Annotated in this window: 14 protein-coding genes; 5 read left to right on the top strand and 9 right to left on the bottom strand. The window is 38.9% G+C overall.

All coding sequences use genetic code 11. The features are described 5' to 3' along the window. Positions 1-2: 2 nt before the first annotated feature. The 4 genes from PAUR_RS22880 to PAUR_RS22865 all read right to left on the bottom strand — a co-directional run bounded on the left by PAUR_RS22880 (position 3) and on the right by PAUR_RS22865 (position 5,347). Positions 3-509 carry an outer membrane protein assembly factor BamD gene (locus PAUR_RS22880; protein WP_192510024.1) on the bottom strand — a complete coding sequence of 169 codons (507 nt, stop codon included), beginning with the start codon at positions 507-509 and terminating at the stop codon, positions 3-5. 191 nt (positions 510-700) lie between these two features. After that, a complete protein-coding gene (locus tag PAUR_RS22875) occupies positions 701-3,796 on the bottom strand; it encodes an efflux RND transporter permease subunit (protein ID WP_192510023.1) in 3,096 nt (1,031 codons plus the stop codon). Positions 3,797-3,805: 9 nt separating this feature from the next. Continuing rightward, entirely contained in the window at positions 3,806-4,936 is a 1,131-nt protein-coding gene (locus PAUR_RS22870) for an efflux RND transporter periplasmic adaptor subunit (protein WP_192510022.1), read from the bottom strand. A gap of 45 nt (positions 4,937-4,981) precedes the next feature. Continuing rightward, positions 4,982-5,347, bottom strand: coding sequence for a hypothetical protein (locus tag PAUR_RS22865; RefSeq protein WP_192510021.1), 366 nt, complete (start codon positions 5,345-5,347; stop codon positions 4,982-4,984). A 275-nt stretch (positions 5,348-5,622) separates the two neighbouring features. On the opposite strand from PAUR_RS22865, the gene bfr (PAUR_RS22860) reads away from it, so the two are divergent. After that, the gene (bfr, locus tag PAUR_RS22860) at positions 5,623-6,093 is read left to right on the top strand and encodes a bacterioferritin (RefSeq protein WP_192510020.1); all 471 of its coding nucleotides are present in this window, start codon (positions 5,623-5,625) and stop codon (positions 6,091-6,093) included. 9 nt (positions 6,094-6,102) lie between these two features. Then, positions 6,103-6,567, top strand: a complete 465-nt coding sequence (gene bfr / locus PAUR_RS22855; RefSeq protein ID WP_192510019.1) for a bacterioferritin — start codon at positions 6,103-6,105, stop codon at positions 6,565-6,567. 72 nt (positions 6,568-6,639) lie between these two features. On the opposite strand, the gene PAUR_RS22850 is transcribed toward bfr (PAUR_RS22855), so the two are convergent. From PAUR_RS22850 to PAUR_RS22840, 3 genes are all read right to left on the bottom strand, one after another. Continuing rightward, positions 6,640-6,834: a bacterioferritin-associated ferredoxin gene (locus PAUR_RS22850; protein ID WP_192510018.1), complete on the bottom strand. Its 195-nt coding sequence runs from the start codon at positions 6,832-6,834 to the stop codon at positions 6,640-6,642. Positions 6,835-7,033: 199 nt separating this feature from the next. Then, positions 7,034-9,802: an ATP-binding protein gene (locus PAUR_RS22845; RefSeq protein WP_192510017.1), complete on the bottom strand. Its 2,769-nt coding sequence runs from the start codon at positions 9,800-9,802 to the stop codon at positions 7,034-7,036. A gap of 89 nt (positions 9,803-9,891) precedes the next feature. Further along, positions 9,892-10,782: a cation diffusion facilitator family transporter gene (locus PAUR_RS22840; protein WP_192510016.1), complete on the bottom strand. Its 891-nt coding sequence runs from the start codon at positions 10,780-10,782 to the stop codon at positions 9,892-9,894. A gap of 334 nt (positions 10,783-11,116) precedes the next feature. On the opposite strand from PAUR_RS22840, the gene PAUR_RS22835 reads away from it, so the two are divergent. Genes PAUR_RS22835 through PAUR_RS22825 form a run of 3 tightly spaced genes read left to right on the top strand, consistent with a single transcriptional unit; the run spans position 11,117 to position 15,414 of the window. Then, entirely contained in the window at positions 11,117-12,301 is a 1,185-nt protein-coding gene (locus tag PAUR_RS22835) for a response regulator (RefSeq protein ID WP_192510015.1), read from the top strand. Between the two features lie 16 nt (positions 12,302-12,317). Continuing rightward, entirely contained in the window at positions 12,318-15,071 is a 2,754-nt protein-coding gene (locus PAUR_RS22830; protein ID WP_192510014.1) for an ATP-binding protein, read from the top strand. Further along, positions 15,058-15,414: an Hpt domain-containing protein gene (locus tag PAUR_RS22825; protein ID WP_192510013.1), complete on the top strand. Its 357-nt coding sequence runs from the start codon at positions 15,058-15,060 to the stop codon at positions 15,412-15,414. Before PAUR_RS22830 ends, PAUR_RS22825 begins: the two co-directional genes overlap by 14 nt. Positions 15,415-15,557: 143 nt before the next feature. Here PAUR_RS22825 and PAUR_RS22820 read toward each other — a convergent pair whose 3' ends face one another. After that, on the bottom strand, positions 15,558-16,319 hold the full coding sequence (locus PAUR_RS22820) for a hypothetical protein (protein WP_225738558.1): 762 nt from the start codon (positions 16,317-16,319) through the stop codon (positions 15,558-15,560). A gap of 183 nt (positions 16,320-16,502) precedes the next feature. Beyond that, complete coding sequence (locus PAUR_RS22815) at positions 16,503-16,790, bottom strand: hypothetical protein (RefSeq protein ID WP_192510011.1); 288 nt, start codon at positions 16,788-16,790, stop codon at positions 16,503-16,505. Positions 16,791-17,032 lie beyond the last annotated feature (242 nt).

The following is a 17,032-nucleotide window of genomic DNA, read 5'->3' as shown; positions in this document are numbered from 1 at the left end:
TACTAATGTAGGGTAATTGAACTATTGATTGGGACGTTAATACTGCTATTAACCTGTACAATCAACTCTGGAAAATGGGGATGATGACTGGCAAAGTGCAGTAACTCTTGTCGGGTTTTATTTATATGGTGACAAGCTATTTTTGCAATATTTTCATCTGGATGTTGCCTCAACTGCGATACCAACTCATGCGCATCACATAATTTATGGCATGCTTGTGCAGGCCTTCCCATTGCCAAATAACAATCAGCCAGATTATGTGCAGCGACCACAACGGCTGGGCAACAGTGCTCAATTGCACCGCATACATTTCTATCTACTTGTACTTTACAAAATTGCTCAAGTAAGTGGGTTGCTAAAGTCCAAGCTGCAACATATTTATCTCGAGCTTCTAAAAATGCGCCGCGCTCAAACGCATGATTTCCGGCCATAATGTTGCTTTGCCATGGACTTAACGCCATATCTACATAATTTTGAGGGTGTTTTTTAAGTTGTTCAGCTAATGACATAGATTACATTCCAATAACAGTGCCACGCGTTGTAAAGCTATCACACATTCAATACATGACTTCGCTAAACTTACACAATGGGTATGAGGTGTAGCGAATATACACTTTACAAAAGTTATTGCAAATGATTTTTATTTATATTGCCATTAGCGTTATTGCGCACAATAAAGATTCATTGTGCGCAATAACGGTTACTTATAAGATCTAAAATACAATGTGGGCAAAATGTATAATGTCAGTATAGTGGCCGAAAAAATCCCTCCAATGATGACCGTCGCTAAAGGCTTTTGTATTTCAGCGCCTGTGGTTGAAACCAATAGCATCGGTAACAACCCTAATACAGAGGTAATCGCAGTCATCAAAACAGGGGTTAGCCTAGACTGAGCCCCTATCAGCACCGCAGATTGCAAACTATGAGTATGCCGCTGTTGATTAATGCTATCGACCAAAACGACCCCATTCAATACAGCAACACCAAACAATGTAATAAACCCAACAGCACTGGCCACCGATAAATAGAGCCCCGAACTATACAATGCAATCACGCCACCAATAAGAGATAAGGGAATTGCACAAGTTACAATCAATGTTTGCTTAATTGAATTAAAAGCCAAATATAACAACACCATAACGCCAACTAGTGCCATGGGGATCACAAACAACAAACGTAAATTAGCACGCTGCTGACTTTCAAATTGCCCGCCAATCTTCAAACTATACCCCGACGGTAAAGGCACCTCATTCAATTTTCGTTGAATATCACTGACCACCCCCCCCATGTCTCGACCTGACACATTCGCTTGAATAACAATACGCCTTTGCACGTCATCCCTTCGAATTTGAGCGGGACCTTGTTGATATCCAATATTGGCCACTTGTGATAACGTAAGCCACGCACCGGTCTCAGATAACACAGGAATGTTTCTGATCGCCGTAAGGCTATTACGTTCACTAGCGTTTAAACGTACTTGAATGTCATAACGCTCGTTGGCAACAATTACCTGACCTGCTCGGGCGCCTCCGATCCCTTGTGATACCACTGACATGACGTCTTTTACTGACATACCATAACGCGACAATGCCGTACGATTTGGCGTTATCATTAATTGCAGCTCACCTCCTAGTTGTTCTGCCGCCACATCCACCGTGCCTTCTACTGCTGCTATTGCTTGTGAAATTACTTCAGCTTGCTCCGTTAATACAGTCAATTCAGGGCCACTTAATTTGATTGACAACTGAGCCTTAACGCCAGATAAGAGCTCATCAACCCTTGTCGCTATTGGTTGTGAAAATGTAAACAAAACGCCTGGAAACTGAGCTAAGTTCTTTGAAATGGCTTTCTCAAGTTCAACGCGAGTTCGTCCGCCCTGTCGCTGTGATGTTGGTTTCAGGCCGATATATATTTCAATATTATTTACTGGCTCAGGATCCCCCCCCAATTCAGGCCTCCCTACTCGACTAAGTGCATAAGTTATTTCTGGAAACGTTAATAACTGTTGCTCAATCTTTGGGGCTAATTCTAAAGACGTTGCAAGGCTAGCCGATGGCGCAAGCGTTACCCGCAAGTTTAATGTCCCCTCTTCCAAGGTAGGAATAAACTCACTGCCTAATTGCTTAAACGAATACAATGCCGCACCTGATGCTATCGCCACCAGTACGCACATTACGCCTACATGATTAAACGCCCATATTAAACTAGACTGGTAAATGTCTGCCAACTTCAATAACAGATGGTTTTTACGGGGCTTCTCTTTGTTCCTCAATAAAAATGAAGACAATGCTGGCAATAATAATAACGCAACGAACAAAGCTGAAATCAACGCAAATATAATACTCATGGCCATGGGCTCAAATAGTTTTGCTTCTACTCCTTCAAAACTAAACAACGGCAGAAACACCACAATAATAATACTCGTTGCCAGTAAAATAGGTTTCGTAACTTGTTGCGCACCTGCTTTTAAATTTTCAATAAACCCGACTTTGCCTAATTGCGCTTGATGAAACAAACGTTCAACCATAACCACAGACCCATCAACTAACATACCAATTGCAACCGCTAGCCCGCCCAATGACATTAAATTGGCTGATATACCAAACAGACTTAACAACATCAAAGCAACTGCAATTGAAATAGGGATCGCCAATAACACTAAAAAAGTGACCGTCACGTCGAGCATAAATAGGAAAAGTACAATCACGATCATTACAAAAGCACTTATTAATGCTTGTGTTATGGTTGATACTGCTGCATTCACCAATTCTGCTTGGTTATATACCGGTATCAGTGTTACACCAGCTGGAAGGGCTTGGTTTATTTTCGGGACCAGGTCGTTAACACTATTGATTGTTTCTGATGTATTGGCGCCTATCCGTTTTAAAACAATACCGCTGATCACTTCCCCATGGCGCTCAATTGACCCATCTCTATTCTTTGATGACATGGAAACAGCACCTTGGCGAATTTCCGCGCCAAGCTTTACCGTCCCGACATCAGATATTTTAACCACCGTACCATCAACGACTTTAACGGGTACTTCCGCAATTTGTTCAAGCCCTTGTGTGTCACTATCAAACCACCCACTCCCTCTTATCGTAACCTGCTCGGCCCCTTTTGGGAGGTACCAACCGCCAGCATTTTGATTATTATCCGATAAAGCGGTCATCAGTTGCTGTAAAGAAAGCCCATAAGACAACAGTTTATCTCCTGATACGTGTACTTGATACTGCTTGACCTGCCCACCAAATGACAACACATCTGTCACGCCATCGATAGGCATCAACAACCGTTTCACTAACCAGTCATTCAGGCTGCGCAGGGTCATTAAATCAATATCTGAATCCGGTGATGTTTTCAAAACATACTGAAATATTTGCCCTAACCCAGATGTATTAGGACCCATTTGAGGTGTGCCTATACCATCTGGAATTAAGTTTTTGGCTTCTTGTAATCGTTCAAATACAAGTTGCCGAGCAAAATAAATATCAACCCCTTCTTTGAAAACGACGGTAATCCCACTTAAGCCTGTTTTTGAAATCGAACGAACTTGCTCAACATCAGGGAGCGCGTACATCACCGCTTCGATGGGATACGTTATTAATTTCTCGACTTCTTCAGCACCAAGGCCTGGTGCTTGCGTATTAACGGCTACTTGTACATTAGTCACATCAGGAAAGGCATCAAGATTTAATTTATTTGCTTGAAATACACTAAGTACTAAAACGGTGATAAACACACCGATCACTAATACACGTTGTTCAATAACAACTGACACTAATCGATTAAGCATTGCCCTCTCCTAATGGTTGTGAACATCAAAGTTAGATTTCGCCGCTTGTGCATTTAAGAAAAATACACCTCCAGTCACCAACTGCTCACCCACCATCAAGCCTGTTACTTCGACTTGCTCACCATAATCTTTCGTTATTTTTATTTCTTTCGCGACATAATGTCCTGGTTCTGATTCAATAAAAACTTGCCAATCACCATCAGCGCTTTGACTCAGAGCCTCCCTAGAAATTAATAATTGAGGTTCAGTTCCAGCTGTCACAAACTCCGTTTTTACAAACATACCTGCGTGAAGCATGTGGTTAGGGTTGTTTACAACAACGCGAATAAGGGCTGTTCTAGTTTTTGGGTCTATACTATGTCCGGCCTGAAGCAAACGAGCCATAAATCGTTGGCCGGCATGTAATATACTGATTTTAGAATTAAGGTATATTTCCAAATCTTGATCTTGCGGCAGCCTTGCTTGAACCCAGACTTGCGCTTCATTACTTATTTTCGCAATAACTTCTCCACCAGAAAAGCGGCGCCCTAGGGTTAATTGCTCTTGTAGTATGGTGCCATCAAGTTGTGCATAAATATTGTAAAGTCCCAGTTGCTTGGCATGTTTTTTTTGAGTATTAATAATATCTGATTCATTAAAACCATAATCTCTTAACTGACTTGAGGCGGCCTCTCGCTCAGCTTTCCCTAGCAAGTATGCCTTTTCACTCACAGCTTCACCTTTGAGTTTCGTTACTCGCTGCCACTCATCTTCTGCCAATCGGTAGCGGATCTGTGCTTTTGCGACCTCATAGCTATATAAAGTGGCTAACTTTTGCTGACTTTTGACTTTTTCACCCAAGCTCACATAACGTTTTTTAACCTGTGAAGGCACTGCTATGCTCACCAGTTCAGTTGCGAAATCATTATTAATCACCTCAGCAGGCGCTACAGCAACAACTTTGTTGTAACTGAGCACTACTGTACTCACTTCGATCCCACTATTGGCTTGTTGACGCGTCGTTAATTCAATACCGCTGTTGTCTACGTGACCATGATCGTTCTCACTCGCCTTAACCGGCAAAGTAAACATCAGTGCCAATGCATATATACGCACATTCAAACCCATAGACTTAATGTCTATAAAATTAATTTTTTTCATATTTTGATTCTCAGTAATTAAAAAAGGAACAGTTTGATTTAATTACTAAGCTAGAGGAGGTCGAAGCGGGACTTTGTATTGGGCATTTATAAACACATCTTGTGTATGATGATGATGTACAGATTTATAACCGATGTTATTTGTTAAAGCCCCCATCCATAAATCATGGCTCAAATGGCACACATGACAATGGGCATCATTTGCGGCTTCTGATAACTGTGCACTTAAATTGTCATATTGTATTTTATGGCGTTCATGATCATCGGAAGCCTGACAGTGTGCCTCTAAAATTTGAGTCGCATCAAGCAGGTGTGTTGTCAAATGAAAAGCATCATTGTTTTTAGCTACATCGAAACTATCCAGCAAAGGCTGGCATAGTAACAACAAGACTAAAATAAATGATTTATACATAGAAACCAAAAAATAAGGGTGTTAAACAATACCATACCCAACTACGCCTCCTAACTCAAGAAAAAAGCACATGCTTAAGCACAAGCGCTCCATTTGCTGGTGGCTTGATCAACAAACGGCAGAAGCTTAATGCAAATAATTCTATTCTAATTGTTTAAAAACAAACTGTAATACGAATCAAAACCAATTGCAAGCACATGATTTATAAGCATTTTATTGACAAGGCAGTGTTTTTGGATAAACTGGCGACAATTAAATTAATGAAGGTGAATCGTATGCAAGGTAAGCAAAAAGTCATTGATGCATTTAATGCACTTCTGGCAAACGAGTTAGCGGCAATTGATCAGTACTTTATCCATTCACGCATGTATGATGATTGGGGCCTGGGCAAACTATATGAGCGCCTTAATCATGAAATGGAAGAGGAAACAACCCACGCTGATTGGCTTATTAAGCGTATACTATTCCTCGAAGGTGTACCTAATATGACTAATCGTCGTGATTTACTGATTGGTCACGACGTAAAATCAATGATGCAAAACGATTTAACACTTGAGCTTGAAGTCGTCTCCAGTGTTAAAAATGCAATTGCAATTTGCGAGCAAGAACAAGATTATCAATCTCGTGAAGTATTATCGAAACTATTATTCGATACGGAAGAAGACCATGTGTATTGGCTTGAACAGCAACTTGGTTTAATGGAAAAAATTGGTTCGCAAAATTACATTCAATCTCAAATTGGGTAAGGCGCTATCATGAAAGGAAATAAAGACGTTATTATTGCTTTAAATAAGGTGCTCGCAAATGAACTTGTTGGCATTAATCAGTATTTTTTGCATGCGCGTATGTTTAAAGATTTTGGTTTTATGCAACTAGATAAAGCAGACTACAAAACATCCATTCAAAAAATGAAAAACGCAGACCGAATAATTGAACGAATACTATTCTTAGAGGGATTACCAAACCTGCAAGATTTAGGTCGCCTAAAAATTGGTGAGAATAGTGAAGAAATGATAGCGGCCAACATGGCATTTGAGCAACTATCGATCATTGACTTAAAGCATGCGATTGCGCTCGCGGAACAACACCAAGATTACATATCTCGTGATGCGTTAGATAAAATAATGAACGATCAAGAAGAGCAAATTGACTGGCTTGAAACTCAACAACACTTAATTAAGGTGACAGGGATAGAGAATTATTTACAGTCTCAACTCTAATGTAAAAGTCATATACCCATTAAAAAAGGGCTTCTAAGCCCTTTTTTAATCTATGAGAATGTTGATCGTGTTCTAAGCGACTTGGTCGGTTATATCAACAATATCTATTAGTTTCTCATTAAGTATCTTTTTAGTGCAATTTGTACACTTACCACATTGTGTACCCACACCCAATTCTTTGCTTAATTCACGCATGCTAGTCGCACCATTTTCGATGGTTTGAACTATTTTCTTGTCTGTGACGCCATGGCATATGCAGATATACATGAATGAAAACCAATCTCAATAACATTAACTGCTGCTAAGTTTAATCTAAACAAAAATAGTTATCAACTCGATATAGATAAAAAATGAGAATTATTGCTATTATCATAAGGTCGGGTACCATAAGTTCCTCTGCTCATTGAGAAACTAGCCGCTTATTAATTACCGAAAATAGCCGTAAAATCCGAATTATTAAGCTGAGTTACACCCTATACCAATGCGCAATGGCTTTAAACAGTAACTCTTCATCGATTGGCTTGGCGACGAAGTCGTCCATTCCATATTGTAAGCATTTCAATCTATCTTCACTATATGCATTTGCAGTAATTGCAATAATATACGGCGTGCCATACTTGTCAGGCGCATGCTTAATATGATGTGTGCAATCGAAGCCATCCATATTGGGCATTTGGCAATCCATCAATACTAAAGCTGTGGCATGGTTCTCAAGGTGTTTTAACGCTTCAATACCATCGACTGCCTTATGTAAAGTGCAGTTTGTTTTACTTAAAATTTTCGATGCAACAATTTGATTGACCATATTATCTTCCACTAATAGCACTTCAACCCCAGCAAGATCAGGTACTTTTTTAAATGCATGAGTTGCTATATCTGAGTTTGTTGCTGTTGCTGGTAATCTCACTTTAAATCGACTGCCCTTCCCAACCTTACTTTCTAAGGATAATGACCCAGCCATTGCTTCTACTAAACGCTTTGTAATGGTTAAACCCAATCCAGTCCCCCCATACTTTCTCGTTGTAGACACATCAGCTTGAGTAAACTCTTGAAATAAAAGCTCTTGTTGAGCATCTGAAATGCCAATCCCCGTGTCACTCACACAAACTTCAATATGATCTTCGATAAACTCAACCTTTAACGCGACACTCCCCTGCTCCGTAAATTTCCCGGCATTACTCAGTAAATTATTGACCACTTGCGTCGCTCGTAACGAATCAATAAGAATATATTCTGGCAATTTTGCATCAATTGAATACTCAAATGTCACACCTGACTTTAATCCTGTTTGCCTAAAAACGGCAGCTAAGCTATCAAACATACGAAATGGATCTGTTGCATGTAAATCCAAAGATAATGCACCGGCTTCAATTTTCGAATAATCTAAAATATCATTTAGGATCAGTAATAAATTACGTGCTGATGTTTGAATAATTTCTAGTTGATGTGCGGATTCTTCATCCTCTTCCAATTGCTCCTTTAATAACCCGGTTAAACCTATAATACCGTTGAGAGGCGTTCGAATTTCATGACTCATATTAGCCAAAAATTGACTCTTGGCTTTGCTGGCATTATTTGCCGCCGCAACAGCAGCAATAAGTTCTTGCGTTTTTTCATCAACTTGTTGCTCAAGCTTTGAATTAAAATCAGTTAACCTCTTGTTAAGTGCTTCATTTTCTCCACTGGCCATTTGCAACTTAGAAAAGTTCATCGTGAGTTTAAACGCAAGTTGATTAAATTGTTGTTGTAATGCAATCACCTCCAAACAGCTGGTATCTGAATGAGAAGAGTCCTCTATTAGCTTATCTGGTTCAAACTTATGAATGTCATCACTGAGCGCTGCAATCGGTTTAACCAGCATTCGGGTTAGTTGACTCACAAAAACACTGCTCAAAACAATAATAAAAATAGCTAACAACAGAGATTGTCCCCACGCTGCAGCTGCTGCCAAATTAACATGCTTGCGCTCAAGCATTGTGACTACAGTCCAGCTTAAAGCTTTCGATTTAAATGCCTGACGATAAAATACCTGCCCATGCTTGGTTGTAAACAATTGCTGATCTTTTGATAACCAGTCATTAAACACATCTTTTGGCACCAAATCTAACGTATTGAAATCACTTTTCAAAGAGCTGTATACCACTTGATGACGGCCATCAAGTACAATTAACTCCCCTTTTTGAGACAACAGTTTAGGAATAAACTGTTCAAGCGATTCAAAAATCAATGAGCCTTCCACAACCCCTTTAAACTCTTCACCCTCAAAAATTGGTGCTGAAATTGCTACGATGGGATCATCACCAAAGCCACGGCCACGGAAAATATAAGAAATGTAGCCGTCAGGATGAAATGGGGCTTGTATAAAATAATCTCGGTCAGCAATTGAAGGAATATCACCAACTAAACTTTCTTTTAATGCCGCGGGATAATAATGTGATACAAATGCTTTTTCATCTGAAACAATGGCTGTGCGAAGCCCTGAGTGCATCGATATTAAACGCTCCAATGCAAAATCTTTGTCAATACCGTGTGCAATTCCTCGAGCTGTCATTGAAATTGCTCTTGTATAACTTTGTAAATAGTCTTCAACTTGCTTATTGATTGTTTCAGATGCTTCACCAAGCTGGGCTTGCACCTCAAACTCTATTCTACTGTAATGATTATTGGTTAAAACAATTGATGTGATCAAAACCACCAACACAACTAACAAGCTGATCGTGTAATTGAGTATTGAATAGAGAGGTTGCGCACGCCATAACGCTCTTATAAGAAAAAAGCTCAGTAAATCGATGACGGCAAGGTACAGTGTCGCGTTAATAAAATACTTTGCTAACGCAGTGAATATCACTAATAAAGGGAGTTGTAATACATAAAAGCCAAAAATAAATAACAATGGTAAGCCGATCACAAGCCAAAAACTCAATCCTCGAGTAAAGAATGGTTTTTTCGGACGTACACAAAATAATTGTAGCCAGAGTATTTCTAATAAAAATACCACGGAGGGCCAGCTATGCCCCCATCTATAAAAAATAAAGCTACCGGTAATAGCAATGGCGAGTACGGCATATTGCCAACCAAATAAAACCAAACAACTTAAAACAAATAGTTGGCCAAACAAAAACTCTGAACTATCTAAAAACCAAATGGGTAATAGATTGACAAACCCGCCAATAGTCGCCAGAGCTAGCGTGAGTATAATCGGCTTGTATTTGTTATTCAATGCGAGCAATGGCATGTCTCTTAGCTTAAGTCTCTTAAAGGTAAAAGAAAAACACCATTTTGCCAAGTTATATACTGTAACTACGCAATTTTATTAGCGTACATTTAATGTTCAGGACAATCATGACTTTCTATTTGCAAAACACAGCTAGAAACACCAAATGTTTTTTGCAAAAGTAACTCAACTTGAGAGCGGCATGACTCATCATGATTATCGATTGTACAATGATGTTTTAAAACAATATGTGCGCCAACAGCCAACTTACCATCTAACTCACTGATAGCGATATTGTGAACACTTTCAACATGCTCTGTCCGTAGAATCTCACTTTCAATTTGCTGAATTTTTGGTAATTTCACTGACGTAAAAAACAACCCAATAACACAACTACGAATGACTTTCACACCAGTAAACAAAACAAACAAAGAGATCAACATGCTCGAAATAATGTCAATCACCTCATAGCCCGTGACATAGATCAAAATACCTGCTGCAAACGTTGATATCGTTGACAGAAGATCAAAAAATGAATGTAAAAAAACGGCATATACATTAATGCTGTCTTTTCTGCCTTTGTATAACACCCAAGCTGATGCACCATGAAATAAAAACCCAATCGCCGACACTACTGACATCAAATAAGTATTCACTTCAAAATCATGCCCTTGGCTGTGCTCTAAAAATCGCTCTGAGCCCTCAAACAAAATAACCAATGAAATGACTAAATAAAGAGAGCCATTAATTAGCCCCCCTACATATTCGGTTTTTTTATACCCATCATTGAATGTTTTGGCCAAATGAATAGCCAATGTAGAAGCAATTAAAGCAATGAATAAGCTACTGTTATGAACAAATAAGTGACCTGCATCGGCTGCAACAGCAAGTGAATTCGAAAAATAGGCACCGATTAATTGAATAACCATAAATGTGCAAGTAATTACCAAAGCAATTAATAATCGAGCTCGAGAAGCACGATGTGTTGTTATGTCCGTCATTGAAGAAGCTGGAAACCTTAAACTGATGAAATGCTACCGCAAGGGTAATGATATACAGTCGCAATTGTAGCCTGAATTTACTTATGACGCATTAAAAACCTCACTATTTACCCATTTCTATTTCCATGTAAAACAGCAGATATATAAATACGACCATATTTTTGTACCCAATTTTAGCTAAAATAATTACTTCTTAATGCGGGTTGCGTTGCTGAATAACCTTACTATAGTAAAAAAGAATGTAGTAATAATGTCCTATTCCTATCGTATGTTAATGCGACTTAGATATAGATAACCCGTGTTAGTAATGAAAAATTCATGAATGGACGTAGCCATGGCTCGAAAAGAAATTGAACATATCGAACGCCACCCTAAAGTCGTATTATTGTGCAACAAAGTTGAAGAACTCAGTGGGGTCAGTGATATAATTAGTTCGCAAGTCAGTGCTTTTCGCGTACTCACAAAAATGCATGACATAAAAGAAGTGTTACTTGAGTCAGCCCCCCTTGTCATCATTATCGCGATGCCTTCTGTCAGTGCAAGTATTGAACTGTACCGGCAGTTAGCACAACTTGGTTTTCTTGATTACCCCCATGAAAATATATTGCTGTGTGAAAACAAGGAATCAGGCGTTGGATTTCGCTGCTGTATGAAGCACGTCTTCAGCGACTATTTCGTTTATAAACCTATGTATGAAAACTATCGATTGCGCATGATATTACATAATGCGTTATTACGCTGTAAAAATGCACACGACACCACACACATACGAGAAGAGCACTTTGGTAAAATTGATGAAAGTCTCAAACAGCTGATTGATGATGCAGCTGTTTATCATGTTGACGCTCAGCAAACTTTAACAAACGCACGAAAAAATTTAGAACAAGCCAAGGGGGTTAATGATATCCAAACGGCATTAATGAAAGAACTCAGGGCACAACATATTGATCCGTTGCTAGACCAGCTCGAAAAAAAACTCGCTATGAGTATCGAAGAACTTACTAACAACTTAAAAAACAAGCAAATCACTTTGGCTGAGTTGTCAGCACTATTAATTGAAAAATCGTTGCCTGAAACCACCCGCTCAGCAACTGAATATGCAGCTGAAGACCCTTCCGACAAAGTAATTGCACTGACCAATCGTAATATCAAAATCATGGTCGTTGAAGACAATGAAATTTATCGTGAAATGATCAGTAAAATCCTAATTGACGAAGGACATAATGTAGAAGCGGTATCAAGTGGCTTAGTGGCAATTAAAAAGCTCAAAAAACAAAAATACGACATGATCTTCATGGATTTATTTATGCCAGAGCTTGATGGATATAATACTACCAGAAACATTCGTAATATTAACCACTGTAAAAATTTACCAATTGTTGCGCTTACAAGTAATAAAAACAAAGAGTTAATTCGCAAGTGGGCAACACTTGGATTAACAGCATATATTGCAAAGCCATCTACTAAGCACTCAATATTAAAAACCGTCGAAAAAGCAAAGCGGGCCTTAGCCAGTTAATAGCAAGGATAGACAGATGAGTTCATTACTGGATGCGCTACCTCTTTTAGAGGTCACTGAAAATGGAGAAGTTTGCGCTGCGAACAGTCCCGCGTGTGAGCTACTCAACGTCACAATAGATGAACTCCTTGGGAAACCTTTAGCATCACTCTTTGCATTCACACAGCATGTTTCTTATCAGTGCATTAAAATGAATGAGTCAAAAAATATTACTGCGTATTTTAAAAATAGATTTCCTTATACATTACACTGCTATAAAACAAAGCCCAATCATTACGACATACTCATCACTTGCAATCAAACCTGTGCCATTACACCGTTAACACCTAACTCAAGTTATATTCTTGATACCGCAATTTCCTGTGCCAAAATAGGGATTTGGCGAGTTGATAACTCACTCAACAATGTTTATTTCTCAGACAGCTTTTATCAGCTTATTAAAAAATCGCCCGCACAAGGCTTATCTTGGGACCAATTTGTTTCTTTGATCCACCCAGAAGATCAAATTACCTTAAAGTCATTTTTCACTAATTCCATCGCAGATGTCCCCTTAAGTCTTGAATTCAGAATGACCATAAATGGCCACCTACATTGGTATCAACTCCTTGCAAACCAACCCAATAATTATAAAAAATACTGGTATGGTACGTTACAGGAGTGCAGCCAAGAAAAACAAATGACAAAAGCATTGTCTGAGGCCAATGAAAATCGCCGCATTGCTTTAGAAGCAGGTAAAATCGGTAATTGGAGCAGCGTAAAACGCAATGGGCATTGGGAATGGGAGTGGGATAAACAGGCCAATGCGATTTTTCAAATGGACCTTACTGAAGATAGTAAAATAACAAGCTGGTTGAAGAACATTCACCCACAAGACACCTCGAATGTATTTAAAGCCTTCAGACACGCACTAGATACCGGGAATGAATTTGAGCAAGAATGCCGATATATCCAACCATCTAACAATGTCATTCATGTGTTAGTGAAAGGACTGGTAAGTAAAAATGAACAACGAGAGAGCATCCGTATGGATGGGGTTGTAATAGATCAAACCGCCGCCTATAAAACCAAAGCACAGCTACAAGAAATAAATCTAAATTTGGAGGAAAAAGTTCGAGATAGAACCACTGAGTTAAATAAAGCACTTGAACATGCTGAAACAGCAAACAAGTCTAAGTCGGATTTCCTTTCAATGATGAGCCACGAGCTACGTACGCCGATGAATGTCATCATTGGGGCACTTGACTTGCTTACCCTCCAGCAAAATAGTTTTGAAGAACAAGAGTTATTAGATACCGCATCAATTTCAGCCAATAATCTGGTTTCAATACTCAACGATATTTTAGACATTACGAAAATAGAAGCCGGTAAGCTAGAGCTTGATTGTATTAATTTCGACTTTTCAGAGTTACTTTATAATATTTTGGTTGTATTTGGCCCCATTGCTCACAGTAAAGGGGTTAACTTGTCTGTATATGAATCAAGCACCCTCCCCTTAACCATACACAACGACGACAATAGGATCAGACAAATACTGTTTAACCTTATTAGTAATGCCATCAAATTTAGCGGTAACGACAAAACACACGCGGGTACCGTTGATATTTCTGTAAGCTGGGAACCTGAAAATGAAATCATCCATACGCTTGTTATCTCTGTGAAAGACAATGGCATTGGTATTGATAAAGACACGCAAAAAAAATTATTTTCCCCGTTTACACAAGGAGACAAAACCACCACTCGTCGCTTTGGGGGCACAGGATTAGGGCTTGCAATATGTGGCAGGTTGATTGATTTGATGGGCGGTCAGTTAAACTTACACAGCGAATTGAATATAGGTAGCACATTTACAGTACGCATACCGACTTGGCAATTCGAACCACGTAAAGTAGATACCCTTTTTTCGGCTATAACCCTCATTTGCTCAAATTCAACCGTTCCTAATATACAGCAACTTATCAAAATAGTTGATATGTTTTGTAATGAAGTTCATGTAATTGATTGGGATGCCTTACCCCAATTAGATAAACTCAGCACTTATATACTCGCTGTCGATAACATGCAGTCCTCGTTACAATACAATATGTTAAAAACGATTGATCACAATGCGGTCGTCCTTGTGGAAAAAGGTGACATAACACAGCTTAAACAATTAATTAAAGACACACCTACTGGGTTTTTAAGTACACAAACTCTGTTTTCGATACAAAAGCTTTTGCGCCGATTAGTACATACTCACAATGACTCAACGCCACATCTCAGCGCAACGGATTTTGACCTGAATCTTGTCTGTGAACCACACCTACCCAATCAAGGTCTAGACATTAACAGTCAGCTTACTCAAGTCTGTGATGACTCATTGCTTTATGCCACAACTGACTCAAACACGCAGGATAACCCGACTATTTTACTTGTCGAAGATAACCCCTTTAACCAGAACCTAATGACAAAGCAACTAAACAAACTAGGCTATCAATGTGATATCGCTGAAAATGGGGTTTTGGGTTTAAAGCAATGGCAAAATAAAGCGTATACCTTGATTTTAACTGACTGCCATATGCCTGAAATGGATGGCTATGAGATGACGCGGCAGATCCGTGAAATAGAGAGTAATTTAGATAAACCACACATTCCTATAATAGCGGTGACAGGTGCTGCGATGAAGGGCGACAGGGACTATTGTTTATCTAAAGGCATGTCTGACTTTATTAGTAAACCTATTACCTTAGACAAATTTAAAAATGTGATTGGGAGGTGGTATGAAGGAGCATGAAGTAGGTGAGTTACAAACCATAAATCAACAAGTGATGATTGACCTTATTGGCAATGACCACAATGAAATCATTCGCTTTCAACAACAATTTTTGATACAAGCAAAGCAAAGCTTACAACATATCGCCACATTTTATCGTACCGAGCAACTGGCAAAAATAAAAGAAGAAGCGCATTTTTTGAAAACCTCGGCCAAAGCCGTCGGCGCCGAAATTTGCGCCCATCATTTACAAACCCTTGAAGACTCTTCACAGGAGCAAGATAAAGCCACATGTAAATTACACATTCAGAGCCTGAGCGAAGAATTGAAACGGGTGTATCACTGTATTACACCTAATGGCTGACACCGTCTCCCCTCGCTTTATCTAAAACACCTTACTGGCTGCTATGAGCGCGAAGCAGACGGCCAGCAAACTCGTTTTTGGACATAAACGTGTTAGAAACGAAGGGCTGTTTTGCGTCCCTTTGGTTTAGGCACTTGTTAGGCTTATTTCCCCCAAACCCACTGCTTCTTTCTTAACACACTACTTTTGTTTTCAAGTAGAAAAGAGAAAAACTCATACATATGCGGAAGATCTTCAGGAACCTTCTCAGGTAGAGAGTTTTGCATATCATGCAACTTTATAGTTTGTGCTTGTAACAGATAATAGAAGGGGCGTAATAGTGAGATAATTGACCAACTCACATGATAACTGGCTTTTTCTGTTGCAGTGAAAAAATAATAAAAATCAATGTCTGTAATCCATTCTCCATTAAGATTTTGATACCAATGGCTTACATCACCATATTTAAGAGCATCTTCTTGTAACTTTTCTCTCACGTCACTTCTTAACCCCCATATATGATACTGAATTACAGATAACCACTGCGCTATAGGATCTTTATTATTATTTTGAGAAGTAAGCTCATCTAAGTTGTAATACCTTGAGCCTTTAGCAAAGTCAGATAGCACAAGTAGCATGTCATTTTGAACATCGTTTGGGATCATTTCAATATGAACTCGATGCTTCTTGGCTAGCTCTCCACAAGTACTATAAAGCTCACATATATTGTGACCAAAACTTCTCAGCTGTTTGTTAGTTGGATTTTCTAAGTTGTTTGAAATTTTGTGTTCAAGTAAAACAACAATTTTCATTAGCCTTTCAAAGCCAGTAGCAAGTTCAAAAAGTCCGGAATAGAAAAGTCCTCGGTGAATGTCATCAATATTAGCTTTTCGTAAAGAGTTAAGCCCCCCAATCAAACTAGACATAGTCAAATGCCCTTCTTGAACAAGTAACCTATATTTTGTTTCGGTTATCAAAAGCAACTCCAAGGTAAGCCTAACGCCCGCATAAAGTGCGGATAATGCTTGGCTAAAATTAGCGAAGAATGAGCGTCAGCCAAGCGTTTGACGTCATTTTTGATGCGTTTGTTATGTTGAAATACTACATAGCTAAACTTCGCCGTTTCCATCTACTGGTGGAGGCTCAAAATAAGCTTTTCTTCCATGAGTTTTTTTACTACTTATATAGCTGTCAATTAAAAAGCCAATTGATAAACCTATAATAAAACTAGGCAAACTCCAAGCTAGAACAAAATCCCACACATAAATTTTTTCGTGGGGGTCATAGCTTAAAAGAATAACACTTAAGATACTAACCAAAGAACAAATTATTCTGCCGCCCAATAGAGCACAAATCGCTATAAATAATTTAGTTATTGGAATGCGTTTATTCGACATATATGTCAGAACCTTTTTGCAACATAACAATTTAATATCGACCCAATGGGTCGTTTCCATGACTATAGGAGCAAGTTACTAGTTAAAATGCTATAAACTTGAGTTTCTGAAAAATTCAACGTCCGCTATTCACTCAAAGCTGCCTTAGAGTTTTTAAGTTAACTCATTTTGGGACATAGGCGAGTCAGAGCAAACTCGCCAATGGAAAGATACAATTTAGAGCTGAAGGACAGTTGTGTGCC

It is taken from the genome of Pseudoalteromonas aurantia 208 (genome assembly GCF_014858725.1).
GTDB lineage: Bacteria > Pseudomonadota > Gammaproteobacteria > Enterobacterales > Alteromonadaceae > Pseudoalteromonas > Pseudoalteromonas aurantia.
Note: the sequence above shows the minus strand (reverse complement) of the source record. Positions and strands in the feature narration are given on the sequence as shown.

What these genes read in the sequence shown, in the direction of transcription:
- PAUR_RS22880 (WP_192510024.1), bottom strand. Translation starts at nt 509, where the DNA reads ATGTCATTAGCTGAACAACTTAAAAAACACCCTCAAAATTATGTAGAT.
- PAUR_RS22875 (WP_192510023.1), bottom strand. Translation starts at nt 3,796, where the DNA reads ATGCTTAATCGATTAGTGTCAGTTGTTATTGAACAACGTGTATTAGTG.
- PAUR_RS22870 (WP_192510022.1), bottom strand. Translation starts at nt 4,936, where the DNA reads ATGAAAAAAATTAATTTTATAGACATTAAGTCTATGGGTTTGAATGTG.
- PAUR_RS22865 (WP_192510021.1), bottom strand. Translation starts at nt 5,347, where the DNA reads ATGTATAAATCATTTATTTTAGTCTTGTTGTTACTATGCCAGCCTTTG.
- bfr (WP_192510020.1), top strand. Translation starts at nt 5,623, where the DNA reads ATGCAAGGTAAGCAAAAAGTCATTGATGCATTTAATGCACTTCTGGCA.
- bfr (WP_192510019.1), top strand. Translation starts at nt 6,103, where the DNA reads ATGAAAGGAAATAAAGACGTTATTATTGCTTTAAATAAGGTGCTCGCA.
- PAUR_RS22850 (WP_192510018.1), bottom strand. Translation starts at nt 6,834, where the DNA reads ATGTATATCTGCATATGCCATGGCGTCACAGACAAGAAAATAGTTCAA.
- PAUR_RS22845 (WP_192510017.1), bottom strand. Translation starts at nt 9,802, where the DNA reads ATGCCATTGCTCGCATTGAATAACAAATACAAGCCGATTATACTCACG.
- PAUR_RS22840 (WP_192510016.1), bottom strand. Translation starts at nt 10,782, where the DNA reads ATGACGGACATAACAACACATCGTGCTTCTCGAGCTCGATTATTAATT.
- PAUR_RS22835 (WP_192510015.1), top strand. Translation starts at nt 11,117, where the DNA reads ATGGCTCGAAAAGAAATTGAACATATCGAACGCCACCCTAAAGTCGTA.
- PAUR_RS22830 (WP_192510014.1), top strand. Translation starts at nt 12,318, where the DNA reads ATGAGTTCATTACTGGATGCGCTACCTCTTTTAGAGGTCACTGAAAAT.
- PAUR_RS22825 (WP_192510013.1), top strand. Translation starts at nt 15,058, where the DNA reads ATGAAGGAGCATGAAGTAGGTGAGTTACAAACCATAAATCAACAAGTG.
- PAUR_RS22820 (WP_225738558.1), bottom strand. Translation starts at nt 16,319, where the DNA reads ATGTCTAGTTTGATTGGGGGGCTTAACTCTTTACGAAAAGCTAATATT.
- PAUR_RS22815 (WP_192510011.1), bottom strand. Translation starts at nt 16,790, where the DNA reads ATGTCGAATAAACGCATTCCAATAACTAAATTATTTATAGCGATTTGT.